This window comes from Streptomyces sp. NPDC026575 (assembly GCF_055567415.1).
Window position 1 is genome coordinate 72,150 of record NZ_JBVHQM010000015.1, and the last position, 25,085, is coordinate 97,234.

A 25,085-nucleotide genomic window follows, 5' to 3' on the forward strand; every position below is an offset into this window, starting at 1 on the left:
ATGCCTGCGACGATCGATGTCGAACGGTATGCCGAGGGGGTCCGCGCGGGCTCCCGGGCCTGGATCGCCCGCGCCGTCACCCTGGTCGAGTCCACCCGGCCCGACCACCGGGCGGCGGCCCAGCGGCTGCTGGTCGAGCTGCTGCCGTACTCCGGTGCGGCGCGCAGGGTGGGCATCAGCGGGGTGCCGGGCGTCGGCAAGTCGACGTTCATCGACGCGCTCGGCACGCTGCTGACGGGGATGGGGCACCGGGTGGCGGTGCTCGCCGTCGACCCGTCCTCCAGCCGGACCGGCGGCTCCATCCTGGGCGACAAGACCCGGATGGAGCGGCTGGCGACCGATCCCGCGGCGTTCGTGCGCCCCTCCCCCACGTCCGGGACGCTGGGCGGCGTGGCGCGGGCGACCCGCGAGTCCATCGTCGTGATGGAGGCCGCGGGCTATGACGTCGTCCTGGTGGAGACCGTCGGTGTCGGCCAGTCCGAGACCACGGTCGCCAACATGGTCGACACCTTCCTGCTGCTGACCCTGGCGCGCACCGGCGACCAGCTCCAGGGCATCAAGAAGGGCGTACTGGAGCTCGCGGACCTGGTCTCGGTCAACAAGGCCGACGGTCCGCACGAGCGGGACGCCCGCTCCGCGGCCCGCGAACTGGCCGGTGCGCTACGGCTGTTGCAGCCCGCGGACGCGGTCTGGACGCCGCCCGTGCTGACCTGCAGCGCCCGCGAGGGCACCGGTCTGAAGGGGGTCTGGGAACGCGTCGAGCAGCACCGCACCCTCCTCGAATCGACCGGGGCGCTGGCCGAGCGGCGCCGCACCCAGCAGGTCGACTGGACCTGGTCGATGGTCCGCGAGCAGCTCATCGACCGCCTCCAGGAGCACCCGGAGGTCCGCCGGCTGGGCCCGGACGTCGAGCGTGCGGTTCGCGAGGGCGAGATCACCGCGACGCTGGCGGCACAGCGGCTGCTGGCGGCATTCGGGCTGGCCGACGGCGCACAGGGCTGACGACCGGCGGAGCCCGCTCCCCGCCAGGAGGGGCTCCGCCGCGCTGCCGTGACCGATTGCGTGCTACTCATCCGCGCACCTGAGTAGCCGCACTCATGACGCCCCCGCGCCCGCCCCCGAGTATGTCGATGACTGCAGGGGCGGGACGATTTCCGCATCTTCCATGGGGGCCACCATCAATCCGCAGGACGTCACACACGGGCTGTACGACGACAATCCGCTGGCCGAGCTGATCGAGGGCTTCCGTCTCGCGCCGGCCGCGGACGGTGCGCTGGAGTCCCGGCCGGTCATCCACGTCCAGTTGCGTCCCGGCGTGCGGCTGTCGGCCGTGGAGGCCGACCGGCTGGCCAAGGTCTGCCAGCACGGCGTACGGGCCCAACTGGCCGCGTCCGCACGGGACATGGGCCAGATGGCGGAGGACTGCCCGTCGGCCCACGAGATCGCGATCACACTGCATCCCTACGGCGCGGGCCCGTTCAGCGGCGGGCCCGCGGACGAACGGGGCCGGTCATCCGAGCCCGACGCGCCGGACCGGCCCTGAGCGACGTGCCGGACCGGCCGGCCTACCCGTCCGCGTCCGGACGCAGCGCCGACCGTGCCGCGAAGTGGGCGACCGCCATGTCGCGGAACCGCTCGGCGGCCGTGGAGAGATAGCTGTCCTCGCGGCGGACCAGGTTCAGGGTCCGTACGCAGTCGGGGGCGTCCAGCCGCAGCCAGGCGAGCGGGACCCGGGCCAGGTCGGGTACGGCGAGCGAGGGCATCAGGCCGACGCCGAGGCCGGCCGCGACCAGGTGGTGGGTGGCGCCGGGCTCCTCGCCCTCGCAGGAGATGACCGGGCGCCGCCCGATCGCCGCGAACAGCCGCTCCAGCAGGGCGCGTTGCCAGTGCCCCGGCCCGGTGGTGATGAAGGGCTCCCGGGCGAGGTCGGCCACCGCGATCCGCTCCCGCCCGGCCAGCGGATGGTCGACCGGCACGGCGAGCAGCACCTCTTCGTGCAGCAACCGCACCGAGCCGAGCCCCGGCCCGGTCAGCGGCTGCGAGGCGACGCAGAAGTCGACTTCGCGCGAGCGGAGTTGATGCCGCATCACTTCTGGTGTGGACTGGAAGCAGCGGACGGACACCCCGGGGTAGGCGGCGCGGAATCCGGTGAGCAGCCCGGTGAGCGGCAGCAGGGTCTCGGCGGCGACGGAGACGCTGCCGTCGTCGAGCCCGGCGGCGTCGGCGAGCTCCCGCCGTGCGTCGTCGAGTTCGTCCAGCGCCCGCTCGACCCGGGTCAGGAACGCGGCGCCGTAGCGGTTGAGGCGGATGGCCCGCCCCTGCCGGTCGAAGAGCGGCACCCCCAGCTCGGCCTCCAGACGGGCGATCGTACGGCTCACCGAGGGCTGGGCGACCCGTAGTTCCTCGGCGGCCCGGCTGATGTGCTCACGGCGCGCGACCACCCGGAAGTAGCGCAGGGACAGCAGATCCATCGGCTCCTCGGGCCTCCCGTTCGGGTGTCGGCGACCCGGGAATCGTCACATACGGCCTCAGCCGCGCAGCGACACCGTCGCCCACACCGTCTTGCCCGAGGGGTCCGGCGGGGTCCATCCCCACGCCTCGCTGAGCCGGTCGACGAGGTGCAGCCCGCGCCCGGACTCGGCCATCGGGTCCGGGGGGCGGACGACGGGCGTGCCGGTGCCGGCATCGGAGACCGCGCACAGCACGGAACCGTCCTGCCGGGTCAGCGCCAGCCACGCGGGGCGGCAGCGGGCGAGGGCATCACGGCCGTCGGGAGCGGCCGGGGAGGCGGGGGCGCCGGCCTCCTCGGCCCGGACGCCGTGGCGCAGCGCGTTGCTGACGAGTTCGGACACGACCAGCGCCGCGTCCTCGGTGACGCCGGAACACAGCTGCCAGTTGCCGAGCGTCACCCGGGTGAAACTGCGGGCCTCCGCGACGGTGTGCGCGGAGCTGCTGAGCGCGCAGGCCGCGAAGTCGTCGGGGCCGGGCATCCACCAGGAGTCCTCACACGGTTCCTCCCGAAGGGCGTCGTGCACGGTCTCTGCCGGATGTGCGGTCATCAACATCTCCGCGAGGATTTCGGGTCTGGGCCGAACTGCCCGGGACGGCTAATATCCTCGTCAACCGTCCCTTGATGCAAGTGCATCTGCAAGTACATCGGTAAGGACGGCGGCACAGGGGCTCGTTCACGCCAACGTGTTCGCGGGCCCGGGATCGGTCGGAGGACTCTCCTCCAGCAAGGGAGCAGCTGTTATGGAGTCGGTGACCAACGGCATGCGGGCGACCGGCATCGAGGGCGCCGTCTGGCGCAAGAGCCGCCGCAGCAACCCCAGCGGCAACTGCGTTGAACTGGCCGTCCTTTCGGACGGCGGGGTGGCGGTGCGCAACTCCCGGTTCGCCTCGGGACCGGCGCTGATCTACACCCGCGACGAGATCGCGGCCTTCGTCCAGGGCGCCAAGGACGGCGACTTCGACGATCTCGTGGCGCGCGACTGAGGCATATGCCGCTGAGATTGGCGCATATGACGTTCGGATAGTAGCCGCAGCTGTACGAAGTTTCGCGGCGATGGGACACTGGGCGTTCGCCCGACCACTCAGGGGAGTCAGCATGTGCGCCGCGCAGTCGAGCAGTGATACGTCCCTGCGCCGGTACCTCGAACACCCGCGGGGCGGGCCGACCGTTCTGCGCATCGTGCTGGGCACCCAGCTGCGCCGGCTCCGTGAGGCGGCCGGCATCACCCGCGAGGCCGCCGGGGAGGCGATCCGCGGTTCCCACGCGAAGATCAGCCGCCTGGAACTGGGACGGGTGAGCTGCAAGGAGCGGGACGTCGCCGATCTGCTGACGCTCTATGACGTCACGGACGAGGCGGTCCGCTCCGACTTCCTCAAGCTGGCCGGCCGGACCAGCAGCCCCGGCTGGTGGCATCAGTACGGCGATGTACTGCCCGGCTGGTTCGAGACGCATCTCGGCCTCGAAGAGGCCGCTTCGGTGATCCGCACATACGAGGTCCAGTTCGTCCCGGGCCTGTTGCAGACGGCGGACTACGCCCGTGCGGTGGCGCAGCTGGGCCACCCGCGCTCCACGCCCGAGGAGATCGAGCGGCGGGTGCAGCTGCGCGTCCACCGCCAGGAGCTGCTGACGGTCCCCGACGCACCGCGGGTGTGGGCGGTGCTCGACGAGGCGGCGCTGCGTCGCCCGTTGGGCGGGCCGGAGGTGATGGCCGGACAGCTGAGACATCTGCTGAAGCTGTCCGAGCTGCCCAATGTCACTCTGCAGATCGCGCCGTTCAGCCTCGGCGGACTGGCCGCGGCCGGTGGTCCGATCACGATCCTGCGGTTCCTGGAGCCGGATCTGCCGGACATCGTCTATCTGGAGCAGCTGACCAGCGCGCTCTATCTGGACAAGCGCGATGACGTCGACCACTACCTCGCGGTGATGGACCGGCTCAGCGCCCAGTCGGAGTCACCGCGCGAGTCGCTGGCGATGCTGGAGCGGCTGCTCAAGGAGAGCTGACCGGCCGCGACGGCCGGTCCGGTCCGTTCCGTACGGCGACGAGGGCGGCCGCCCCAAGGCCAGGCCGCTCCCGTCACCGCCGTCGACTGCCGCCGCGTACCTACGGCTTGCGGGCGATGCCCCCGTACTCGATCCACTCCTGGGTGAGCTGCTTGGGGCCGATGTCCGCGTCCGGCTTCCAGGTGGAGACCTCCACCAGGCCGGGCTCCAGCACCTCCAGGCCCTCCAGGAACCCGGCCAGCTCATGCGCCTGGCGCACCCGGCCCCACTGCCCATGGGTGCTGACCCGCATGAACTCGGTGACGAAGTCGCGCGTCGCGGCGTCCTCGCTCACCAGCTGACACACCACCAGGAAGCTGCCGGGCGCCAGCCGGTCGGCGACCCGCTTGATCAGACCGGCCGGGTCGTCGGAGTCCGGGATGCAGTGCAGCACGGAGACGAACAGCGCGGCGACCGGCTGGTCGAAGTCGATCAACCGCTCGACCTCGGGGCTGCCGAAGATGCCGTCCGTATCGCGCATATCGGCCTGGATGACGGCGGTGTGGGCGTTCTCCTCCAGCAGCGCCCGGCCGTGCGCCAGCACGATCGGGTCGTTGTCGACGTACACCACCCGCGACTGCGGATCGATCCGCTGCGCGACCTGGTGGACGTTGTCCTGCGTCGGCAGGCCCGATCCGTGGTCGATGAACTGCCGGATACCGTGTTCGCTCGCCAGCCAGCGGACCGCCCGTTGCAGAAAGCGCCGGTTGTTGATCGCCAGCACCTGCGTGCTCGGCACCACCTTGCTCAGCTCGTCGCACGCCTCGCGGTCGACGGCGTAGTTGTCCTTGCCGCCCAGGTAGTAGTCGTACATCCGCGCGACGCTCGGGATGGTGACGTCGACGGCGGCCGACTGCGGTGGTGTCTCCTGGCTCATTCCACGCTTTCCCCTCGCTCCGACAGCCCCCGGTCATGGCACCGCCGCAGCGTTCCGTGTCGGAACGACCACGCGGCGCAGCGTCCAACATACCCACGCCGGGGCGGTTGTTGCAGAAGAGCTACGGGATAATCGCCCGTTCCCGGCGGAGCACCCGGCGACGGGTCGCCGGCACCGGCCGGTGGTGCCCCGCCGATTCTCATCGCCCTCTCACCCGGCGCTTATCGACCGGTCACACCCGATTCGTACGGTCGCCGAAGGCTTGCCGCGCACCCGGCCGGGGCCTTGAGGAGAGGCCACCGTGTACCACCTGGACGGCGTGACCAAGTGCTATCGCAGCGCCCCGGACGGCGGGGTGGTGCGGGCGCTGGACGGTGTGGGGCTCTTCGTCGAGGACGGTGACGGCCTCGTCGTACGGGGGCCGGTCGGCGCGGGCAAGTCGACGCTGCTGCGGATCCTGGCCGGGCTGGAGCGGCCCACCCGCGGCAGCGTCGTGCTCAACGGTACGGATCTGGCCACGGTCACCGAGTGCCGGCTGACCCGGATCCGGGCCGAGTCGATCGGCATCGTCCTCGGCACGGGAGGCGACCTGCCGCCGGGGCTCACCGTCCGGCAGAGCGTGGCCGGGGCCCTGGTGCCGCTGGGGCTGCGCCCCGCCGACCGCCGGGAGCTGGCCGATCGGGCGCTGGCGGAGGTCGGGGTGCCCGACGCGCAACGGACATGGCTGACCCATGAGTTGGACGCCGGTTCGCAGCGGCTGGTCGCGCTGGCGCGGGCGCTGGTGAAGCGGCCGTCGGTGCTGCTGGCGGATCAGCCGACGGCCGGGCTGCCGGCCGGCGCCAGGGCCGACGTCGTCGCGGTGTTCGCCCGGCTGTGGAGCGAGCGGCGGCTCGCCTGCGTCGTGGCCACCGAGGACGACGCCCTGGCCGGGCACGCGCCGCGGCTGGCGACGCTCTCGCGGGGGCGGGTGGCGGCCCTCACCCGCCGGCGCGGCGCGGCACCGGCCGTCCCTTCTGGCCGCCCGGCCCCCCGGCCGGTACAAGGGAGGGATGACAGAAGAGATGAGTGAGCCGGCGGCCTTACCGGAGGCGTCCCCCGGCGTCGCGGAGATGATCCGGGCCAATCAGGCGAACTGGGACGCCCGCACACCGGTCCATGTGGCGAGCGCGTTCTACGGGCTGGACGGCTCCCGGACCGCCGAGGACTGGTTCGCACCGTTCGAGTGGCCGGACCTCGGCGATCTGGCCGGGCGGGAGGTGCTGCATCTGCAGTGCCATCTGGGCACCGAGACCGCCGCGTTCGCCGAGCGGGGCGCCGCGCACACCGTGGGGCTCGACTTCTCCGCCGCGGCGGTCGAGGCGGCCCGGCGGCTCGCCGACGCGGCGGGCCGGCGGGTGGAGTTCGTCCAGGCCGATGTGCACCGGGCCGTGGAGGCGCTGGGCGGCCGCCGCTTCGACGTGGTCTACACCGGCAAGGGGGCGCTGTGCTACCTGCCGGATCTGACGGCCTGGGCGGAGATCGTCAGCGCACTGCTCCGGCCCGGCGGGACGCTGTACCTGGTCGAGTTCCACCCGCTGCTGGACGCCCTCGGTCCGGCGCCCAGCCCGGATCCGCGGCGGCAGCAACTCACGCTCCATTACGACTACTTGGCGGGCCGCGGCGCCATCCGGAGCGATTCGCCCAGCACCTACACCGACGGCCCGCCGGTGCAGGGGGCGACGACCAGCTACGAATGGCGGCACGGTCTCGGCGAGGTCGTCTCCGCCGTGGTGGGCGCGGGACTGACCGTCCAACTGGTGCGGGAGACCGAGCTGCTGCCCTGGAAGCGGTTCGACTCGATGGTGCCGGCCGAGAACGGCTGGTGGCGGCTGCCGCCCTCGGAGCCGATCATCCCGCTGCTGTACGCGCTGCGTGCGGTGAAGCCGGCGGCCTGAGCCCGGGGACCGGGTCCGGCGAGCGCCTGACGCCCGCGCATGCCTGACGCCCGCGGGTGCCTCACGCCCGCCGGTAGACCGAGCGCAGCAGCTGGTCCTTGGCCGGCCCGGTGACCCGCCACGACAAGAGCCACTCGTCCGCCGCGACGGTGGTGAAGGTCCCCGCGTAGCGGTCCGCGGAGCAGGGGTGGACGGCGGTCCACCGTCCACCCCTGAGGTCGAGGTCGTGGAAGGGCCGGCCGTCGGCGAAGCGGATCTCGGCGGTGCCGTCGGGGCGGGGGCGCAGGCGCAGGGTGCGGCTCGCGGGGTACTCCGTGCCGTCCCAGATCAGCCGGCCCTCCTCGACGTGCAGCAGCTCCTCGCCCTCCGTCGGCTCCCCGGCCCCGGCCGGCCGGAACTCCGCGGTCCCGCGGAAGGCGCCCTCGACGCCGGCCCGCAGGTCGTACACGGTGCGCTCGACGCGCCAGCGGCCGGCGAGGTAGGCGGCGGCATCGGCGACCGGATACGGCACCGCCTCGTGGGCGCGCCCCGCCCCCGCCTGTGGCACCGGCCCGTTCGACGACTTCCCCGACATGCCCCCATTCTCCCGCCCGCCCCTCCCGTCACCCCATTGGCCCCACCCCGCGCGACGCTCCCCCGTCCCCGGCCCCTCGTACCGTGCGGACCCGCGGTGCCCGCCTTACGCTCGGTGCAGTGATCGTCACCGAGGTCCGGTGGCCGTGAGCCGTCGGCCAGGGCGGCCCGCCCGCTCGCCGCCGCCTCGTACGAGCCCGGAGACCGGAGGCCCCCATGCCGGAGCTGTTCATCGGCGGTCAGTGGACCGCAGCGGCCGACGGGCAGGTGCGGGAGATCCGCTGCCCGGCGGACGGCACGCTGGTCGCGACCGTCGACGAGGCCGGGCCGAAGGACGCGGCGGCCGCGGTCACCGCCGCCCGGCTGGCCTTCGACGACGGGCCCTGGCCGCGGACCCCGACGGCCGAGCGCGGCCGGCTGGTGCTGCGCGTCGCCGAGCTGCTGGAGCGCGACAAGGACGCGCTGGCCCGGGCGGAGTCGCTGGACACCGGCAAGCGGCTGATCGAGAGCGCCTACGACATGGACGACATCGCCAAGTGCTTCCGCTACTTCGGGAACCTGGGCGCGGCCGGCGGCACCGACCGGGTGGTGGACACCGGCATCGCGGAGACCGACAGCACGGTGCGGCACGAGCCGGTCGGCGTCTGCGCGCTGATCACCCCGTGGAACTATCCGCTGCTGCAGACCGCCTGGAAGGTCGCTCCCGCGCTCGTCACGGGCAACACCTTCATCCTCAAGCCCAGCGAGCTGACCCCGCACACCGCCATCCACCTGATGCGGCTGCTGGACGAGGCCGGGCTGCCGGCCGGCGCCGGCAATCTCGTGCTGGGCACCGGCCCGGAGGCGGGCGCGCCGCTGACCGAGGACCCGCGGGTGGACATGGTGTCGTTCACCGGTGGGCTGGCCACCGGCCGGCGCATCATGGCCGCGGCCGCGCCCACGGTGAAGAAGATCGCCCTGGAACTGGGCGGGAAGAACCCGAACATCGTCTTCGCGGACGCCGACTTCGACACCGCGGTCGACTACGCCCTGACGGCGGTCTTTCTGCACTCCGGGCAGGTCTGCTCGGCCGGCGCCCGGCTCCTGGTCCAGGACGAGCTGCACGATGCGTTCGTCGACGAGCTGGTCTCCCGTGCCCAGCGGATCCGGCTGGGCGGGCCGTTCGACGAGCATGCCCGCACCGGGCCGCTGATCTCGGCCGCGCACCGCGCGAAGGTCGAGGCGTATGTGGCGGCCGGGCTCGACGAGGGGGCCGTGCTGCTCTGCGGCGGCTCGGCGCCCGACGACCCGTCGCTGGCGAACGGCTTCTACTATCTGCCGACCGTCCTGGACGAGTGCACCCCGGACATGTCCGTCGTACGGGACGAGTCGTTCGGGCCGGTGCTGACCGTCGAGCGGTTCCGCGACGAGAACGAGGCGGTCTCGCTCGCCAACGACACGGTCTACGGGCTGGCCGGGGCGGTGTGGACGCAGGACAGCGAGCGCGCCCACCGGGTGGCGGCCCGGATGCGCGCCGGAACGGTGTGGATCAACGACTTCCACCCGTACGTGCCGCAGGCGGAGTGGGGCGGGATGAAGCAGTCGGGCGTCGGGCGGGAGCTGGGGCCCGCCGGGCTGGCGGAGTACCAGGAGGCCAAGCACATCTGGCGCAATACCGCGCCGCGGCCGCAGAGGTGGTTCGAGTGACGGATCCCGGATCCGTGCACCCCCGGCCCGGCGACGACCATGCGCACGACGACGCCTCGCTCGCCGAACTCGGCTACAAGCCCGAGCTCAAGCGCACCCTGGGCAACTTCCACACCTTCGCCGCCGGCATCAGCTATATCTCGATCCTCACCGGCACCTTCCAGCTGTTCTACTTCGGTGTCGCCCACGGCGGCCCGGCGTACTGGTGGTCCTGGCCGATGGTCTTCGTCGGGCAGCTGATGGTGGCGCTGTGCTTCTGCGAGCTGGCCGCCCGCTATCCGGTGGCCGGCTCGATCTACAACTGGGCCAAGAAGCTCGGCGGCCCGCACTTCGGCTGGCTCGGCGGCTGGATGATGTTGACCGCGACCATGGTCTCGCTGGCGGCGGTGGCCCTGGCCTATCAGGTGACGCTGCCGCAGATCTCGTCGTGGTTCCAGTTCATCGGCGACGGCACCGGGCAGTCGGCGGCCGCCAACGCGGTGGTGCTGGGAACCGTACTCGTCACCTTCACCACCCTGGTCAACGCCTTCGGCGTCAAGCTGATGGCGCGGATCAACTCGGCCGGCGTGGCCATCGAGCTGATCGCCGCCATCGTCCTGATCGTGCTGCTCGCCGCGCATATCACCCGCGGCCCGGGAGCGATCACCAACACCTTCGGTCTGGGCGAGGGCGAGACCCTCGGGTACTTCGGGGCGTTTCTGACCGCGTCGCTGGCCTCCGCGTATGTCATGTACGGCTTCGACACGGCCTCGTCGCTCGGCGAGGAGTCCAAGGACCCCGGCCGCAACGCGCCGCGGGCGATCCTGCGCGCGCTGGTCGCGTCCTTCCTCATCGGCGGGCTGATCCTGCTCTTCGCCCTGCTCTCCGCGCCCGACCTGCACGCCGAGGAGCTGTCCGTGGACGGACTGCAGTACGTCGTCCTCGCCACCCTCGGCTCGACGGTGGGGCAGGTCGTGCTCTGGTGCGTGGTCATCGCGATCACCGTGTGCGAGCTGGCGGTGCACACCGCGGGCATCCGGCTGGCGTTCGCGATGGCCCGGGACAACAACCTGCCGGCCGCCTCGCTGCTCGCCAAGGTCAGTCCGCGCTTCCAGACGCCGGTGCTGCCCGCCGTCGTCATCGGCCTGGTGGCCATCGGCATCCTGGTGCTCAACGTCAACCAGCCGCAGATCTTCTCGGTGATCACCAGCATCGCGATCATCATGATCTATCTGGCGTATCTCTCGGTCACCCTGCCGATGCTGATCCAGCGGCTGCGCGGCAGGTGGACCCCGCTGGAGGGGAAGTTCTCGCTGGGCAGGTTCGGCGTGCCGATCAACATCCTCGCCGTCCTCTGGGGCATCGGGATGTCCCTCAACCTCGCCTGGCCGCGCGCCGCCGTCTACAACGCGACCGGCCCGCAGCACTGGTATCTGCGCTGGGGCGCTTTCCTGTTCATCGGCGTCGTGGCGATCGGCGGCTTCACCTACTACTGGTTCGTCCAGCGCAAGCGGACCGGCGTCCTGGCCATGCACGCCGCCGTCGGCCCCGACGACGGCGGCCCGGGCGGCCCGGGCTCCCCCACCACCCCCACCCCCTGACGGGAGACCGCGCGATGCCCCAAGAGACCCCCGTGGAAGAGTTCGACTATGTCGTGGTCGGCGGCGGCACGGCCGGTGCCGTCGTGGCGGCGCGGCTGAGCGAGGACCCCTCGGTCACGGTCTGCCTGCTGGAGGCCGGTCCGTCCGACGTCGGCGACGACAACGTGCTGCGCCTGGACCGCTGGATGAGCCTGTTGGAGTCCGGTTACGACTGGGACTACCCCGTCGAGCCGCAGGAGAACGGCAACAGCTTCATGCGGCACGCCCGCGCCAAGGTGCTCGGCGGCTGCTCCTCGCACAACTCCTGTATCGCCTTCTGGGCTCCGGCCGAGGACCTCGACGAGTGGGCCGCGAGGGGTTGCCAGGGCTGGAGCGCGGCCGACTGCTTCCCGCTCTACCAGCGGCTGGAGAGCAATGACGCCCCGGGCGACCACCACGGCCGCTCCGGCCCGGTCACCCTGCGCACGATTCCGCCGCGCGACCCGTGCGGGGTGGCCCTCCTGGAGGCATGTGCGGCGGCCGGTATCCCCACCACCCCGTTCAACACCGGCAAGACCGTCGTCCGCGGCGCGAACTGGTTCCAGATCAACTGCCGCCCGGACGGCACCCGTTCCTCCGCGTCCGTCTCCTACCTCCACCCCGTCATGGACGGCCGCCGCAATCTCGACGTACGCACCGGGTTCCAGGCCAAGCGGCTGAACTTCACGCCCTCCCGGCGCTGCACCGGTGTGGAGTACCTCTCCCCCGACCTCTTCCACAGCCGTACCGTCAACGCCCGCCGCGAGGTCGTCGTCTCCTGCGGCGCCATCGACACCCCCAAGCTGCTGATGCTCTCCGGCATCGGCCCCGCCGAGCACCTGCGCGAGGTCGGCATCGAACCGCTCGTCGACTCGACCGGCGTGGGCGAGAACCTCCAGGACCACCCCGAGGGCGTGATCATGTGGGAGGCCAAGCAGCCCATGACCGCCTCCTCCACCCAGTGGTGGGAGATCGGCATCTTCGCCGACACCGAACCCGGCCTGGACCGCCCCGACCTGATGTTCCACTACGGCTCCGTGCCCTTCGACATGAACACCTACCGCCGCGGCTACCCCACCTCGTCCAACGCCTTCTGCCTCACCCCGAACGTCACCCGCGCCCGCTCCCGCGGCACCGTCCGCCTGCGCACCCGCGACTTCCGCGACAAGCCCAAGGTCGACCCCCGCTACTTCACCCACGAACACGACATCCGGGTCATGACCCACGGCCTCCGCCTCGCCCGTGAGATCGCCGCCCAGGCCCCGATGACGAGCTGGGCCGGCGTCGAACTCGCCCCCGGCCCCGCCGCCCACTCCGACGACGACCTGCTCGCCTACATCCGCGACACCCACAACACCGTCTACCACCCGGCCTGCACGGTCCAGATGGGCGCTCCCGGCGACGACGCCGCCCCGCTCGACCCGGAGCTGCGAGTCAAGGGCGTCACCGGCCTGCGTGTGGCCGACGGCTCGGTGATGCCGTTCCTGACGACCGTGAACCCCTGCATCACGACGATGATGATCGGGGAGAAGTGTGCGGACCTGATCCGGGGCGGCTGAGCGCGGCCCGGCTCGTGGCCGGCGGCCTCGCGGACCAGGGCACGGCAAAGACCTACGAGGTGGGCTCCCTTCGCCGGCATTGTCCGGATCAGGTGCTTGGGGGTCGCCGTCCGGTCTCACGACCTTTCAGCCTCTCAGCCCGACCTTTCTTCTCGTCCTCGGCGAGAGCCAGAGCTCCCTTCCCCGAGGCCAGTCCGGTCGAACTCCCTCGCTCGCCCCGTAGGCCGGTCTTCAGGATACTCCCGAACAAGGGGAATGGAACAGGCAAATCGGATAAGTTGCCCAGATTCCCCGAGGGGGGCTCGACACCGACCCTCAAAACGAAGAAAACCCCTGATCAACAGGGGTTTTTCGCTGGTGTCCGAGGGGGGACTTGAACCCCCACGCCCGATAAAGGGCACTAGCACCTCAAGCTAGCGCGTCTGCCATTCCGCCACCCGGACTAGGTGTGATCTTCACGGGGCGCTCCCCGCGGCGACATGGACAACAATACCAAGGTTTCGGAGTGCCTTTCACCTGCGTATCCGTGCGGGACATAGCCTCCACTTATGGGCAATGACGGACACATCGCTCATCTCACTGGGCCGCGCAGGCCACGGGCGCTGTCGCCGCTGCGGGAGCATCTGCGGGACACCTTCTGGTTCGCTCCGACGGCCGGACTGCTCGGTGCGGTGCTGCTGTGGTGGGCGGCGTCGGCCGTCGACCTGGAGATCGTCGCGCTGCTGCAGCGCGAGCGGGCGTACGGCGCGGTCCGGGAGCTGATGTCGATCGCGGAGGACGCCAAGACGATCGTGACGACGATCAGCGCGGCGATGATGACCTTCATCGGCGTGGTCTTCAGCATCTCGCTGGTCGCGGTGCAGATGGCCAGCGGCCAGCTCACCCCCCGGGTGGTGCGGATCTTCGTCCGGAGCCGGATCACCAAGATCACGCTCAGCGTCTTCCTGGCGACGTTCCTGTTCTCGCTGCTGGTGCTCACCTCCTACGAGAGCGAGAGCAGTGCGCGGGAGGTCACCTCCGTACCGGTCGTACAGAGCCTGCTGACGCTGGCGCTGGTGGGGCTGAGCCTGCTGCTGTTCATCGCGTATGTGTCGTCCACGCTGCGGCTGATGCAGGTGGGGCCGGTGGTGGACCGTATCGCGCGGGAGACGCTGCGGATGCTGGCGCGGCAGGCGCCGGGCAGCGAGGACGGCGGGGACGAGGAGGGGGTGCGAGCACCGGAGACCGGGTGGATGGCGCATGAGGGGCGGGCGGGGGTGGTGCGGGATGTGCATGTGGCGCGGCTGGTGCGGGTGGCGCGGCGGCAGGGCGTCGTACTGCGGCTGATCCCGCGCATCGGGGACTTCGTGATGCCCGGGACTCCGGTGCTCGCGGTGCACGGCGGGACGCCGCCGCGGCGGGCGCTGCTGCGGTACACGGTCTCGGTCGGCGTCGAGCGCACCTTCCACCAGGATCTCGGGCTGGGGCTGCGGCAGCTGTCGGATATCGCGCTGCGCGCGCTGTCGCCGGCGGTGAACGATCCGACCACCGCCGTGCAGTGCCTGGACCGGGTCGTGCAGATCCTGGCGGCGGTGGTGGACCGGCCGCTCGGGACGGTGCACCACCGCGACCGCCGAGGCGCGGTGCGACTGACGCAGCGGGTTCCGGGGTGGGCGGATCTGGTGGATCTGGGGCTGACCGAGGTCCGGGCCGCCTCCGTACACAGCCCGCAGGTGACGCGCAGGCTGCTGGCCGGTATCGACGATCTGCTGCTGCTCGCCCCGGAGGAGCGGCGGGAACCCCTGGTGCGCCACCGCGAGCTGCTGCTCCAGGCGGTGGAGCAGGCGGTGCCGGAGGCGGCGGACCGGCGGTTCGCCTCGCACCCCGACCGGCAGGGCATCGGCTAGGGCCGACCTGATCCACGTGCCGCAGCCCGGGAGCCCGCCGCCCCGCTACGGCATCAGGTGGTAGTCCGGGAAGTTGCCCGGCAGCCGCTCACCGGCCGGGCCCTCGGTCACCGCGCCGACCAGCAGTTCGCCGCCGACGAAGGCGCCGCTCCAGGAGTTGCCGAAGCCGCCGAAGAGCTCATCGCGATCGCCGCGGGAGCGGGGCTTGTTGTGGCCGACCTTGAAGGCGCGGATCTGGGGCGCGAGGCGGTCGTAGGTGTCCTTGTCGTCGCAGGAGAGGCTCGCGACCAGCGCGCCGTTGCTGGCGTTCATCGCGGCGAGCAGCTCGGCCTCGGTGTCGACCAGGACGACGGTGTCGACGGGACCGAAGGGCTCGGCGTGGTGGAGGGGCGAGGAGGGCGGCGGGGCCAGGAGGGTGGTCGGCGGGAGGTAGGCGGAGGTGTCCTGGTCGGGGAGGAAGTGGCCGTCGGCGAGGGTGCCCCGGTGCAGGGGGACGGCGCCCCGGGAGAGAGCCTCGGCCGTGAGGTCGGCGAGTTCCTTGGCCTTGGCCGCGTTGATCAGGGGGCCGAAGTCGAGTTCGGGGAGCGGGTCGGCGGGATCGGCGACGGCCAGGGGGTGGCCGAAGCGGACGCTGCGTACGGCCGGGAGGTAGGCGGCGAGGAAGTCGGCGAAGGCGTCGCGCTGGACGACGAAGCGGGGGTAGGCGGTGCAGCGCTGCTTGGCGTAGTCGAAGGTCTTGCGCAGCAGCGGAGTGAGGGACTGCCAGTCGGTGTAGTGCCAGATGCCCCAGGTGTTGAGGCCCTCCTGTTCGAGGATATGGCGTTTGCCCAGGTCGGCGACGGCGGTGGCGACGCCGGCGCCGGTGTCCCGGCCGCCGACGAAGGAGACACAGCCGATCTCCGGTGAGCGGACGAGGGCGGGCGAGAGCTCGCCGCCGCTGCCGCTGACGAGGGTGGCCGGAACGCCCTCCCTGGCGGCCAGCGCACAGGCCAGGGTGAGGCAGACCAGGCCGCCGTCGGTGGGCGTCTTGGCGATCACGGCGTTGCCCGCCAGCGCCTGGACGAGCATCGCGTGGATCAGCACCGACATGGGGTAGTTCCAGCTGGCGATGTTGCTCACCGGGCCGGGCAGCGGGCTGCGGTCGACCAGCATCCGGTCGATCTCGTCGACGTACCAGCGGACGCCGTCGATGGCGCGGTCGACATCGGCCTGGGCGAGCTTCCAGGGCTTGCCGATCTCCCAGACCAGGAGCAGCGCGAGCAGTTCGCGGTGTTCGGTCAGGGCGTCGAGGGTGGCGGAGATCCGGGCCCTGCGCTCGGCGAGCGGGACCTGGCGCCAGGCGCGGTGCTGGTCGAGGGAGGCGCGTACGGCCTGCCGCGCGGTGTCGGCGTCGAGGCGGGGCGGGCCGGCGATCGGGGTGCCGTCGATCGGGCTGGTGGCGGGCAGCGGATCGCCGTCCGGGTGCCAGGCGGCGGCCCAGAGGTTGAGGGCCTGATCGTCGCGGAACGCCTCGGGGGCGGCCGCCAGGCTCCGCTGCCAGGCGTCCTGCCAGGACGTACCGGGCTTGAGGGCCAGGGTCGGGGTGGTGTCGGGGGTGGGTGCCATCGTGTGTCTCCGCTCTCGGTGCACGGCCGGAGGGGCAGGGTGGTGGCGCTCGGGCGGCTCCCTGAGAAGCCGTTACCGGACGGTAGTGGGCGGGGCGGCACCGGTGGGCGGTCCGGCGTCAGGTATGGCGAGTGTCACTCTTCGTGGGCGGCACAGCCACCTGGGTGAGGCGAGTGGTGGGTGGGCCGCCCCCGCTCCCCGGCCGGACGGCGCCCACCCGCCCCGGCGGCCGGCGGTTTTGCCTTGGCGGCGATCCGCGCCCGCCGTCCGAACAGGCCCGTTCCGGTGGCTTGGCCCGACCACCGCCGCCCCACTGGACAGCGACTGTCCGATGCGGGCCGTATCACCGGCAAGCCCGGCTGCGCGGTGGTCACCGCCGGCCCGGGCAGGCGGCTGTCGCCGGACGCCACCGTCGTCCAGATCGACCTGGACTACCGGACGGTGGGCAGGAACCGGGAAATCGGCCTGGGGAATTCTCCCTCTGCGAGCACTGAACCTCTTGCTCCTGTTAGGGCCTGTCCGATGGGTCGGGGTCGGAAAGGCCGCGGCGTCTGGTGCGGTGCATCGCAAGGCGCCGGAGCGTCTCGATAGCGGAGCTATCGGGATGATTCGGCAACGCCGCGAGGTGCCGTGCCAGGCGTCGCGGGCCCGGCCAGGACCCATCGGACAGGCCCTAGTGCTCCCGCTGTTCGCGGTGGGGGTAGGGGGTGCGAGCGCACTCGGCGCCCTATCTGGCCCAACCGGTGCAGGACTTGAGCTTGGTGTTGCCCTTGAACTCCGCCACCTCGATCCCAGCGGCCGCGATGCCGTACTTGTCCTTCGCGTTGGTCCTGAACACCGCGAGCGAGCCCGCGCCTGCAAACGATGAGTGCCACCGCCACTTCACCGTCGCGCTGCCTCCGACACGCTTGCTGAGGAAACGAATCCGCACGTGGCGCCCGTCGGCGTAATTGTCCTTGAGTTGCATATGGGCGTAGAAGGAGCTGTACGGCGTAGCCCCGCGGTACAGGTCCATGATCCCCATTGCTCCAGGCGTAAAACAGCTGGCCACCGCGTCGCGCGGCCCCGCCGCCTGCGCGGTCCCCGCTCCGACCGGACTGATCGCGAGGGCGGCGGCACTCGCCCCCGTCACCATCGACATCCGCACCTTATTGCGACGCTTCATGTGCCTTCCCCCTGTGAGAACTTGAACACCAACGCGCAGGTCGGCGAGTTGGCGATGGGAAGGCTACGGGCGGGCCGTTCGTGACGCAACGTACTTCATGGTCAACGCGCCACACGATGGGGCTGGTTGTCGAGGGCCGGCCTCAAGGACACTGCCCGCGCGCCGGCCGTGGATGTGTGTGCGCTGGGTACGACGACTCAGAAGCGGTCGCCGCAAAGTCGATCTCCCGGATCTCCCGGATGATCAGCTCTCGGGTCCTGCGTCTGCGCCCTCGCGAGATCCGTTCCTGGCGGCACCCTGATTCGCGATCGCTTTATGGTGGCGGACCACTTCATCGATGATGAAGTTCAGGAACTTCTCGGCGAATGCCGGGTCCAGGCGGGCGTCTTCGGCCAGTCGGCGCAGGCGCTCGATCTGGGCGGCCTCGCGGGCCGGGTCGGCGGGCGGCAGGCTGTGCCGGGCCTTGAGTTCGCCGACCTGCTGAGTGCACTTGAAGCGCTCGGCGAGCAAATGGACCAGGGCGGCGTCGAGGTTGTCGATGCTGCTGCGCAGGTAGCCCAGCCGCTCACGGGCCGCCTCGTCGGCGACGGAGGCCGCTTCGCCGGCCGCCGGTGCTGTCCCTTCGCTCATGTGTCTCTCGCCATTCGTGGTCGGACGTCGTCCGGTGCTTCGGTCCGGGTCGAGGGAAGATTACCCGGCCGGCGGTCGGCGGTCGGGGCTGGTCTCGCGGATCGGACGCGTGGCGGCCGAGGAGCCACGGGGCCTGCCCGGTCCACCGGACGGTCCCTGCCCCGATCCGCCGACCGTTCCTGCTCCGGTCCACCGCACCGTCGCTACTCCGCCTCGCGCTCCCGCTCGTGGTAGGTACGGCGGGTGTGCTCGGTGTGGGCGCGCATGAGGGTGGTGGCACGCTCCTCGTCACGGGCGGCGATCGCCGCGATCAGCTCGCGGTGCTCGCTCCACGACTGACTCCCGCGCTGCCGGGCGACCGGCGTGTAGTACCAGCGCACCCGGCGCCCGACCTGCGCGGAGAGCTCCGCCAGGACCGCGTTGCCGGCCAGCTCCATCACCTTGGCGTGGAAGGCCGCATCGGCCGCCACCGCGTCGTCCACCGCGTCGTCCGCCACCGCGCGCTCGCCCTGGGCGCACAGCCCCTCCAGCTCCGCGATCCCCGCCGCGCCGGCGTTGGCCGCGGCCAGCCGGGCGGCCTCCGCCTCCAGCAGCGTACGGACCGTCAGCAGCTGGTCGGCCTCCTCCTCGGTGGGCTCGTGGACGAACGCCCCCTGCGCCGGCCGCAGGTCCACCCAGCCATCGGTGTTGAGCCGCTGGAGCGCCTCGCGGACCGGCTGCCGGGAGACGCCGAGGTGCCCCGCGAGCTCGCTCTCGACCAGATGCTGGCCGGGCCGCAGCGCACGGGTGGTGATCAGTTCCAGCAGCGCCTCATAGACGCGCTCGCGCAGTGGACCGGGGCGTTCGAGCTTCGGCACGGCGCCCTGCGGCAGCCCTTTGGACAGCATCGAGGTCCCCCTCCGTGGACGCGCGCAGACCCTGCGGATCAGCGATTGGCTATCGTCTACAGTCTACCGAGCGGGCCTCCCGGCGCGCAGGACGATCCGGGGCCCGCCGATCAGGACGGCCCGAGGCTCCGCCGTATGCAGCGCGCTCCGGTGGCGGCCAACCCCCTGGGGGATCGACGCTGGTTGAGCCCGGTCGGCCGGGCGGCGGGACGCTGCGCCGCGGGCGGCCGGCGCGGCCGCCCCATGCAGGACAATGAGGGCGCCAAGGTCACCGGAACGAGTGGGACTGATCAAGCCATGGGACGTGTCACGGAACGACGCAAGGTGATCCGTATCCGCGACGGTGCCGTGAGCACCCGCCCGGACACCCTCGTCGCCGAGGAGCCGCTGGAGATCCGGCTCGGCGGCAAGCCGCTGGCGATCACGATGCGCACGCCCGGTGACGACTTCGCGCTGGCCGCGGGCTTCCTCGTCAGCGAGGGCGTCCTGGCCCGCGCCGAGGAGCTGGCGAACATCGTCTACTGCGCGGGGGCGACCGGCGAGGGCGGCGCCAACACCTACAACGTCGTCGACGTGCGGCTCGCGGACGGGGTGCCGCTCCCGGACATCAGCCTGGAGCGCAACGTCTATACGACGTCGTCGTGCGGGATGTGCGGCAAGGCCAGCCTGGAGGCGGTGCGCACCACCGCCCGCTGGCCGCTGGACACCTCCCCCGACACCCCGGCCCGCCTCGCGCCCGCCACCCTCGCCGCCCTCCCCGACCAACTGCGGGCCGCCCAGCGGGTGTTCGACCGGACCGGGGGCCTGCATGCCGCGGCGCTGTTCACCACCGACGGGGAACTGCTCGACGTACGGGAGGACGTGGGGCGGCACAACGCGGTGGACAAGATCGTGGGCCGGGCGCTGCAACAGGGGCTGCTGCCGCTGTCCTCGTGCGTGCTGATGGTCTCCGGGCGGGCGTCGTTCGAGCTGGCGCAGAAGGCGGTGATGGCGGGGATACCCGTGCTGGCCGCGGTCTCGGCCCCGTCCTCGCTCGCCGTCGACCTGGCCCAGGAGACCGGGCTGACCCTGGTCGGGTTTCTGCGCGGCTCCTCTATGAACGTGTACGCGGGTGAGCACCGCCTCGCCCTGGGCACCACGGCCGCCACCGGCTGAGGCGGCGGGCGGCGGGGCGACGGGGGCGGGTCCGCCACTGAGCCCATGGCGGCAGCCCCCTCCCCCACCCGCACCTCACTCCCCCGGCAGCGCGATCCGGGTCAGCAGCGCGATCAGCTGCTCGCGCTCGGCGGGGGTGAGTGCCGCGGTCAGCTCCGCATTGGCCTCGTCGCCGAGCCGCTGGGTGCGGCGCAGCCGCCGCCTGCCGTCGGCGGAGATCTCGACGGCGTTCTTGCGCCGGTCCGTGGGGTCGGGGGTGCGGGTGACCAGTGCGTCTTTCTGGAGGTCGTTGACGATCGCGACCACGTCCTTGGGGTCGATGCCCAGGGTTCGGCCGAGCTCCGCCTGGGAGACCGGGCCGAGCTCGTCGACCGCCGACAGCACGGCGTGATGCATCATCCGCATGCCCTCGGCGGCGAGGGCCTCGGCGACCAGGCGGTGGCCGCGGGCGGCGGCACGGCCCAGGAGCCAGCTGGGGAGCGCGCGGATGCGGCTGGGGGCGTAGGAGGTGTCGGCCATGGGGCCAGCGTATCGAGAATCCATTGGGTCGCCCTATGAAAAGTCGCGAAAATTCATTGGCTTCCCCAACGGCTTCGCTTATTGTTGGGTGACCCAATGAAGCGCGGCCGGCGCCCACCGGCCCACCCGACCCTTCACGGAGGTGGCGGCCCATGCGCCGAGTCCGATTCCATACCTACGGCGGCCCGGAAGTCCTGTGCGTCGAGGAGGCCGAGGCGCCGGTGCCCGGCCCCGGTGAACTCCTGGTGCGCACCGAGGCGATCGGGGTGACGCTGCCGTGCGTACGGCGGCTGCGCGGCGACGGCAAGGGCGGTGGCGATCCGCTCCCCAGCACGCCCGGCGGGGAGATCGCCGGCGAGGTCGTCGCGCTCGGCCCGGACGTCACCGGGTTCGCCGTGGGCGACCGCGTCACCTCGCTCACCCTCACCGGCTCGTACACCGAACTCGCCCTCGCGCCCGCCTTCCTGGCAAGCCGGATACCGGAGGGGGCGAGCGCCGTGGAGGCGGTGGCGCTGGTGCGCAGCGGGCATGTCGCGCTCGCCGCGCTGAGCACCGCCGCACCGCGGGGCACCGAATCCGTACTGATCACCGGCGCGGCCAGCGGCACCGGGCACCTCGCCGTCCAGCTGGCCAAGCTCCAGGGGGTGCCGCGGGTGGTCGCCGCGGTCGGCTCGGCCGCCAAGGCGGAGTTCCTCTACGGACTCGGGGCCGACGAGGTGGTGACCTACGACCATGAGTCCTGGGGCGAGCCGGTGGACATCGTCCTGGACGGCGTCGGCGGGGAGGTGCTGCCGCGAGCGCTGGCCGCGCTGGCGGAGGGCGGCCGACTGGTCTTCTTCAACTCCGGCGGCGGCACGGTCCCGGCGTATGAGCTCCTGGCCGGCTCCAAGACGGTCACCGGCCTGACGATGCGTCGGTTCACCACCGTCCAGCGGGAACTGTACGAGCAGCACCGGGCGCAGCTGTGGGAGCTGGCGGGGTCCGGCCGGCTGCGCGCCGCCGTGCACGCCGAACTGCCGCTGGCCGAGGCCGCCAAGGCGCACGAGATCATCGAGGCCAGGGCCAATCTCGGCAAGGTGGTGCTGCGGCCGTGACGCACCGCGGGGGCGGACCGGGTGTGCCGTTCGCCCCGGCCCTGCGGCACACCCGGCACACCCGGCTCGCGCGGCGCACCCGGCGCAGTGCCTGCGGGCCGGGTGAGTGAATTCCGGCGGCGGCGCCGAGAACCGATGCAGGCTCCTTGTCGCGGTCCGCACGCGGCAGTAGCTTCCGTCAGGGATGCACATAGGACGTGGGATGTCCTGATGACCCGACCGCCGATCCCTCGAAGGGCAGGCCGGACCATGACGTCAGTTCTCCGCGCACACCCCAGCCCCCGCCGCAGACCCCGGCACCGCCGCGTCACCGCCACGCTCGCCGTACTGGCGGCCTCGGCCCTCGCACTGCTGCCGACCGCTCCCGCCCACGCCGTTCCTGACGAGGCGTCGGGCGGTGGCACGTCCGCCACGGTGCCGTTGCCCGAGGGCGGGTTCGAGCAGCAGATCCTGTTCAAGGCCGCCCAGGAACGGGGCTACTTCTGCTTCCGGATACCAGCCGTCGTGCGGTCCGCGCGCGGCACCCTGCTCGCCTTCGCCGAGGGCCGCCGGCACGACTGCGGCGACTCCGGCGACATCGACCTGGTCCTCAAGCGCTCCACCGACGGCGGCCGCACCTGGGGCCCGCTCCAGGTCGTCAACCAGGGCGGCGGAGACACCCACGGCAACCCCGCCCCCATCGTCGACCGCCGCACCGGCCGGATCGTCCTCGCCGAGACCTACAACAAGGGCCGCGACGACGGCCGCAGCTGCGATGTCCCCTGCGACCGCACCCCGCACCTGCAGTACAGCGACGACGACGGCGCGACCTGGTCCGCGCCCCGGGACCTGACCCCCGGCATCCGCCCCCCGCAGTGGAACTCCTGGTACGCCACCGGCCCCGTGCACGGCATCCAGCTCACCCGCGGGCGGCACAGCGGCCGGCTGGTCTTCGGCATCAACTCCGAGAGCTACGCGGACAACCGGGTCACCGCCAACCACGCCGCGCTGATCCACAGCGACGACGGCGGCGCCACCTGGAAGGTCGGCGCGCTGGACAGCTGGCCCATCGCGGCGGACGGAACGTTCCGCCAGAAGCCCTCGGAGATGACCCTCCTGGAGCGCTCCGACGGCTCGATCTACGTCAACGGCCGCGAACAGGACGGCACCGACCTGGGCCATCGCGACGCCGCGGTCAGCCGTGACGGCGGCGACTCCTTCACCGCCCCGTTCCGCGCCCTGCCCGACCTCTACTCCCCCATGGTGCAGGGCTCGGCGCTGCGCCTGCCGCATCCGAAGGACGGCCGCGGCCGCACCCTGTTCGCCGCGCCCGCCGATCCCGACCGGCGCCGGACCATGACCCTGCGCTCCTCCTGGGACGAGGGCCGCACCTGGGAGGGCGTCGACCGGGGCGCCCGGGTCACCACCGACTGGTCCGGCTACTCGGATCTGGTCGCCATCTCGCCCGAGGTCACCGGCCTGATGTACGAGGGCGGCGCGGTCGACGCCCGGGACGAGATCCGCTTCGTCCGCTTCACCGAGGACTGGCTCGGCCCGCGCCGCGCCCCGGACCCCACCACCCGCGACGCCGCCCTGGGCGCCCGGCCGGCCCTCGTCCTCGGCGGTGCGTCCGCCACCGGCGGCCGGTTCGGCCAGGCGCTCTCCTTCGACGGCAAGGACGACGCCGTCCGCCTGCCGTTCCGCGGCTCCCTCCCCCTGGGCACCCACGACTTCACCTGCAGCCTGTGGTTCCGCTACGACGCCCGGACCGGCGAGCAGCCGCTGCTGTGGATGGGCGGCGTGGGCACCAGGAGCCCGCAGGTCGCACTGACCGGCGACCCCCGCAACGGCCGGCTGCTGGCCCGCGTCACCGCCGTCGACGGCGCCTCGCCGCCCGCCACCGCCCAGGCCGCGACCGCGGCGGCCTACAACGACGGCGACTGGCACCATCTGGCGCTGCGCCGCACCGGCGGCCGGCTGCTGCTCACCGTGGACGGCACCGAGACCGCCGTCGTGGCCGACGTCCCGGGCTCGGTCAGCCGCGGGTCGGTCTTCGGCGTCCACCTCGGTCAGCGGCCGGACGCCCGCGCCCAGTTCACCGGTGCGCTGGACGCCGTACGGGTCTACCGGCGGGCGCTGACCGACGCCGAGCTGTCCGCGGTACGCACCGACGACGCCTCGGTGCCCGCGCCGCTGGTGCTGGGGCTGTCGCTGGACCGGGTACGCGGACCGGGCCGGTAGGACGCGACCGCGACCGCGGCGGGACCGGCCTCCCGCCGCGGCTCCGGCTCCTGCCCCTGCTCCGCACCGGCCGCATACCGCCTGGCCAGCACCGCGCACACCATCAGCTGCATCTGGTGGAACAGCATCAGCGGAAGGACCATCAGGCCCGCCTGGGCGCCGAAGAGGACGCTGGCCATGGGGAGCCCCGCCGCCAGGCTCTTCTTGGAGCCGGCGAAGGTGATGGCGATCCGGTCCGCACGGGGGAAGCCGAGCCGCTTCGCGCCGTACGAGGTGAGGGTCAGCATCAGCGCGAGCAGCACGGCCTCCACGCCCAGCAGGCACAGCAGCCGCAGCCAGGAGACCTGGTGCCAGCTGCCCTGGACCACGCCGGCGCTGAACGCGGCGTAGACCACCAGGAGTATCGAACCGCGGTCCACATAGCCGAGGACCTTCTTGTGGCGGGCGAGGAAGTCGCCGTCCGGTCGCCCGTCGGCGCCCTGCCCGGCGCGCCGCACCCGGCCCCTCCGGCTCCACCAGCGGCGCAGCACCTGCCCGGCGGCGAACGGGAGCAGCAGCCGGCCGACGATCGACAGCAGCGAGTCGGCGGAGAATCCGCCGCCGTCCCCGTGCAGCACGAGGCCGGCCAGCAGCGGTGTGACGACGATGCCGGCGAGGCTGGAGAACGAGCCGGCGCAGATCGCCGCCGCGACATTGCCGCGGGCGAGCGAGGTGAAGGCGATCGAGGACTGGACCGTGGAGGGCACCAGGCACAGGAACAGCAGCCCGGTGTAGAGGGTCGGCGGTAGGACGTACGGGACCAGGCCGCGGGCGGCCAGGCCGAGCACCGGGAAGATCACGAAGGTGGCGGCCAGGACGGTGAGGTGGAGCCGCCAGTGGCGCAGACCGTCCAGCGCCTCGCGAGTGGAGAGCCGGGCGCCGTAGAGGAAGAACAGCAGCGCGACGGCTCCGGTGGAGGCGCCGTCGGCGACGCCGGCGGCCGCTCCGCGGGCGGGCAGCAGCGCGGCCAGTGCCACGGTGCCCACCAGAGCGAGGAGGTATCCGTCCACGGGCAGCCAGGAGGGCGGCTTGAGGGAGGGGCGGCGCATGGTCTCTCTTCGGTCGTCAGGCGGCTCTCGGGCGGCGGCGTGGACGGTGCCCGCTCC

Annotated in this window: 23 protein-coding genes and 1 tRNA gene; 13 read left to right on the forward strand and 11 right to left on the reverse strand. The window is 72.3% G+C overall.

Features of this window, described 5'->3' with window-relative positions; all coding sequences use genetic code 11:
* Entirely contained in the window at positions 1–1,002 is a 1,002-nt protein-coding gene (gene meaB, locus ACZ4NB_RS21680; RefSeq protein WP_467663788.1) for a methylmalonyl Co-A mutase-associated GTPase MeaB, read from the forward strand.
* Positions 1,003–1,165: 163 nt separating this feature from the next.
* Positions 1,166–1,543 carry a coenzyme f390 synthetase gene (locus ACZ4NB_RS21685; protein WP_467663790.1) on the forward strand — a complete coding sequence of 126 codons (378 nt, stop codon included), beginning with the start codon at positions 1,166–1,168 and terminating at the stop codon, positions 1,541–1,543.
* A 22-nt stretch (positions 1,544–1,565) separates the two neighbouring features.
* Here ACZ4NB_RS21685 and ACZ4NB_RS21690 read toward each other — a convergent pair whose 3' ends face one another.
* Both ACZ4NB_RS21690 and ACZ4NB_RS21695 read right to left on the reverse strand, forming a co-directional pair.
* On the reverse strand, positions 1,566–2,471 hold the full coding sequence (locus ACZ4NB_RS21690) for a LysR family transcriptional regulator (protein ID WP_467663791.1): 906 nt from the start codon (positions 2,469–2,471) through the stop codon (positions 1,566–1,568).
* Between the two features lie 57 nt (positions 2,472–2,528).
* Complete coding sequence (locus ACZ4NB_RS21695; protein WP_467663793.1) at positions 2,529–3,059, reverse strand: ATP-binding protein; 531 nt, start codon at positions 3,057–3,059, stop codon at positions 2,529–2,531.
* Between the two features lie 193 nt (positions 3,060–3,252).
* Between ACZ4NB_RS21695 and ACZ4NB_RS21700 the strand changes: the two genes are divergently transcribed.
* Positions 3,253–3,495 carry a DUF397 domain-containing protein gene (locus tag ACZ4NB_RS21700; RefSeq protein ID WP_467663795.1) on the forward strand — a complete coding sequence of 81 codons (243 nt, stop codon included), beginning with the start codon at positions 3,253–3,255 and terminating at the stop codon, positions 3,493–3,495.
* Positions 3,496–3,607: 112 nt separating this feature from the next.
* Positions 3,608–4,513: a helix-turn-helix domain-containing protein gene (locus ACZ4NB_RS21705; RefSeq protein ID WP_467663797.1), complete on the forward strand. Its 906-nt coding sequence runs from the start codon at positions 3,608–3,610 to the stop codon at positions 4,511–4,513.
* 100 nt (positions 4,514–4,613) lie between these two features.
* On the opposite strand, the gene ACZ4NB_RS21710 is transcribed toward ACZ4NB_RS21705, so the two are convergent.
* A complete protein-coding gene (locus tag ACZ4NB_RS21710; protein ID WP_467663799.1) occupies positions 4,614–5,429 on the reverse strand; it encodes an SAM-dependent methyltransferase in 816 nt (271 codons plus the stop codon).
* Positions 5,430–5,730: 301 nt separating this feature from the next.
* On the opposite strand from ACZ4NB_RS21710, the gene ACZ4NB_RS21715 reads away from it, so the two are divergent.
* Together ACZ4NB_RS21715 and ACZ4NB_RS21720 are read left to right on the forward strand one after the other, a co-directional pair.
* Complete coding sequence (locus ACZ4NB_RS21715; protein WP_467663801.1) at positions 5,731–6,498, forward strand: ABC transporter ATP-binding protein; 768 nt, start codon at positions 5,731–5,733, stop codon at positions 6,496–6,498.
* Positions 6,479–7,363 carry a class I SAM-dependent methyltransferase gene (locus ACZ4NB_RS21720; RefSeq protein WP_467663803.1) on the forward strand — a complete coding sequence of 295 codons (885 nt, stop codon included), beginning with the start codon at positions 6,479–6,481 and terminating at the stop codon, positions 7,361–7,363. The genes ACZ4NB_RS21715 and ACZ4NB_RS21720 overlap by 20 nt, the downstream gene beginning before the upstream one ends.
* Positions 7,364–7,424: 61 nt before the next feature.
* On the opposite strand, the gene ACZ4NB_RS21725 is transcribed toward ACZ4NB_RS21720, so the two are convergent.
* Positions 7,425–7,937 (reverse strand): DUF6314 family protein, encoded by a 513-nt coding sequence (locus ACZ4NB_RS21725; RefSeq protein WP_467663805.1) that lies wholly within the window; start codon positions 7,935–7,937, stop codon positions 7,425–7,427.
* Between the two features lie 215 nt (positions 7,938–8,152).
* On the opposite strand from ACZ4NB_RS21725, the gene ACZ4NB_RS21730 reads away from it, so the two are divergent.
* From ACZ4NB_RS21730 to ACZ4NB_RS21740, 3 genes are read left to right on the forward strand one after another with little or no spacing between them, the layout of a single operon-like run.
* The gene (locus ACZ4NB_RS21730; RefSeq protein ID WP_467663807.1) at positions 8,153–9,622 is read left to right on the forward strand and encodes an aldehyde dehydrogenase family protein; all 1,470 of its coding nucleotides are present in this window, start codon (positions 8,153–8,155) and stop codon (positions 9,620–9,622) included.
* Positions 9,619–11,202, forward strand: a complete 1,584-nt coding sequence (locus tag ACZ4NB_RS21735; protein ID WP_467663809.1) for an APC family permease — start codon at positions 9,619–9,621, stop codon at positions 11,200–11,202. Before ACZ4NB_RS21730 ends, ACZ4NB_RS21735 begins: the two co-directional genes overlap by 4 nt.
* 14 nt (positions 11,203–11,216) lie before the next feature.
* The gene (locus tag ACZ4NB_RS21740) at positions 11,217–12,779 is read left to right on the forward strand and encodes a GMC family oxidoreductase (RefSeq protein ID WP_467663811.1); all 1,563 of its coding nucleotides are present in this window, start codon (positions 11,217–11,219) and stop codon (positions 12,777–12,779) included.
* A gap of 355 nt (positions 12,780–13,134) precedes the next feature.
* On the opposite strand, the gene ACZ4NB_RS21745 is transcribed toward ACZ4NB_RS21740, so the two are convergent.
* Positions 13,135–13,222, reverse strand: a tRNA-Leu gene (locus ACZ4NB_RS21745).
* Between the two features lie 105 nt (positions 13,223–13,327).
* Here ACZ4NB_RS21745 and ACZ4NB_RS21750 point away from each other — a divergent pair.
* Positions 13,328–14,665, forward strand: coding sequence for a DUF2254 domain-containing protein (locus ACZ4NB_RS21750; RefSeq protein ID WP_467663813.1), 1,338 nt, complete (start codon positions 13,328–13,330; stop codon positions 14,663–14,665).
* A 45-nt stretch (positions 14,666–14,710) separates the two neighbouring features.
* Here ACZ4NB_RS21750 and ACZ4NB_RS21755 read toward each other — a convergent pair whose 3' ends face one another.
* The 4 genes from ACZ4NB_RS21755 to ACZ4NB_RS21770 all read right to left on the reverse strand — a co-directional run bounded on the left by ACZ4NB_RS21755 (position 14,711) and on the right by ACZ4NB_RS21770 (position 18,952).
* On the reverse strand, positions 14,711–16,270 hold the full coding sequence (locus ACZ4NB_RS21755) for an aldehyde dehydrogenase family protein (protein ID WP_467663815.1): 1,560 nt from the start codon (positions 16,268–16,270) through the stop codon (positions 14,711–14,713).
* Between the two features lie 727 nt (positions 16,271–16,997).
* Entirely contained in the window at positions 16,998–17,435 is a 438-nt protein-coding gene (locus tag ACZ4NB_RS21760) for a hypothetical protein (protein ID WP_467663816.1), read from the reverse strand.
* 243 nt (positions 17,436–17,678) lie between these two features.
* The gene (locus ACZ4NB_RS21765) at positions 17,679–18,065 is read right to left on the reverse strand and encodes a chorismate mutase (protein ID WP_467663818.1); all 387 of its coding nucleotides are present in this window, start codon (positions 18,063–18,065) and stop codon (positions 17,679–17,681) included.
* Positions 18,066–18,268: 203 nt separating this feature from the next.
* Entirely contained in the window at positions 18,269–18,952 is a 684-nt protein-coding gene (locus ACZ4NB_RS21770) for a GntR family transcriptional regulator (protein WP_467663820.1), read from the reverse strand.
* 297 nt (positions 18,953–19,249) lie between these two features.
* On the opposite strand from ACZ4NB_RS21770, the gene fdhD reads away from it, so the two are divergent.
* The gene (gene fdhD / locus ACZ4NB_RS21775; protein WP_467663822.1) at positions 19,250–20,107 is read left to right on the forward strand and encodes a formate dehydrogenase accessory sulfurtransferase FdhD; all 858 of its coding nucleotides are present in this window, start codon (positions 19,250–19,252) and stop codon (positions 20,105–20,107) included.
* A 75-nt stretch (positions 20,108–20,182) separates the two neighbouring features.
* Here the strand turns inward: fdhD and ACZ4NB_RS21780 are convergent, their stop codons facing one another.
* Complete coding sequence (locus ACZ4NB_RS21780; protein ID WP_467663824.1) at positions 20,183–20,626, reverse strand: MarR family winged helix-turn-helix transcriptional regulator; 444 nt, start codon at positions 20,624–20,626, stop codon at positions 20,183–20,185.
* Between the two features lie 152 nt (positions 20,627–20,778).
* Here ACZ4NB_RS21780 and ACZ4NB_RS21785 point away from each other — a divergent pair, with 152 nt between their 5' ends.
* Positions 20,779–21,720 carry a quinone oxidoreductase family protein gene (locus ACZ4NB_RS21785; protein ID WP_467663826.1) on the forward strand — a complete coding sequence of 314 codons (942 nt, stop codon included), beginning with the start codon at positions 20,779–20,781 and terminating at the stop codon, positions 21,718–21,720.
* A gap of 249 nt (positions 21,721–21,969) precedes the next feature.
* Positions 21,970–23,940, forward strand: a complete 1,971-nt coding sequence (locus ACZ4NB_RS21790) for an exo-alpha-sialidase (RefSeq protein WP_467663828.1) — start codon at positions 21,970–21,972, stop codon at positions 23,938–23,940.
* Here the strand turns inward: ACZ4NB_RS21790 and ACZ4NB_RS21795 are convergent.
* Complete coding sequence (locus ACZ4NB_RS21795; protein ID WP_467663829.1) at positions 23,823–25,028, reverse strand: bile acid:sodium symporter family protein; 1,206 nt, start codon at positions 25,026–25,028, stop codon at positions 23,823–23,825. The two genes, ACZ4NB_RS21790 and ACZ4NB_RS21795, sit on opposite strands and share 118 nt — an antisense overlap.
* Positions 25,029–25,085: the final 57 nt, after the last annotated feature.